The 1,098-nt window shown below is 65.2% G+C and carries 1 protein-coding gene; it reads left to right on the forward strand.

The window, feature by feature from the left end; all coding sequences use genetic code 11:
• Positions 1-117 precede the first annotated feature (117 nt).
• The gene (locus tag IG178_RS09300; RefSeq protein WP_193212269.1) at positions 118-999 is read left to right on the forward strand and encodes an archaeosortase/exosortase family protein; all 882 of its coding nucleotides are present in this window, start codon (positions 118-120) and stop codon (positions 997-999) included.
• Positions 1,000-1,098 lie beyond the last annotated feature (99 nt).

Below are 1,098 nucleotides of genomic sequence, written 5' to 3' on the forward strand. Positions count from 1 at the left end.
AACCGACAACCGACGACCGACGACCGACGACCGACGACCGACGACCGACGACCGACGACCGACGACCGACGACCGACAACCGACAACCGACAACCGACAACCGACAACCGACAACAAGTGCCTTTAACTCTTCTAATCCTCTGGCTGCACTTCTTCTGGTGCCTGGTCCCCTCGTGGCGGGACGGCTTGTACTATGAGTATGGTTTCATCGTGGCGCCGCTGGCGGTCCTGTTCGCGTGGAGGAGGATGGCGGAGGGCAGGGAGCATGGGGCATGGGGCAAAGCGGATGGCAAAGAACTGACCACCGACCACCGGCCACCGGCCACTTTCCCATGGTTCGTCCTTGGTCTCTACCTGCTGCTGATGATCCCGCTGCGGATGGTGGAGATCGGCGATCCGACGTGGCGGCCGCCGGTCCTGCTGCATGCGATCCTGCTGACGGCGCTCACCCACTGGCTGGTGGCGCGGAGCTGGGGCTGGAAGGTGTCGTGGTTCTTCGTTCCCGTGACGATCTTCGCGTTGAGCGCGGTGCCCTATCCCTGGCAGGTGGAGCAGGCGCTGGTGCGGAGCTTGACCGGTGGCGTGATCGGTTTGACCCGGGAGGCCTTCCTGCTCGATGGCCAACCGGTGCAGCAGCTGGGCGAGCGCCTGGTGCTGGGAGGCCAGGTCTGCGAGGTGACCGACGGGTGCAGCGGGATCCGCTCGATCCAGAGCCTGGTGATGGCGGCCTTGTTTTTCGGCGAGCTGCTGTGGTTGCGCTGGCCCGGCCGGCTGCTGCTGGTCGGCGTCGGGCTGCTCGCCGCGCTTGCCTGCAATGTCGGCCGCGCCTGGTACCTGGCGGTGGTGCATTTCTCAAAGGGCCCGGATGCGGCGCAGGCCGTCCACGATACGGCGGGTCATCTCGCCTTCGCCATCGCGGCGCTGGTCCTGTTCGGCGCAGCCCGGGCGATGATGCCGGGGAGCCGGGGGAGGGTGGTGAGGAGAAAAGCTGAAAGCTGAAAGCTGAAAGCAGAGAGCAGAGAGCAGAGAGCAGAGAGCAGAGAGCAGAGAGCAGAGAGCAGAGAGCAGAGAGCAGAGAGCAGAGAGCAGAGAGCAGAG

The sequence above is a fragment of the Neoluteolibacter marinus genome (genome assembly GCF_014904755.1).
Lineage (GTDB): Bacteria > Verrucomicrobiota > Verrucomicrobiia > Verrucomicrobiales > Akkermansiaceae > Haloferula > Haloferula marina.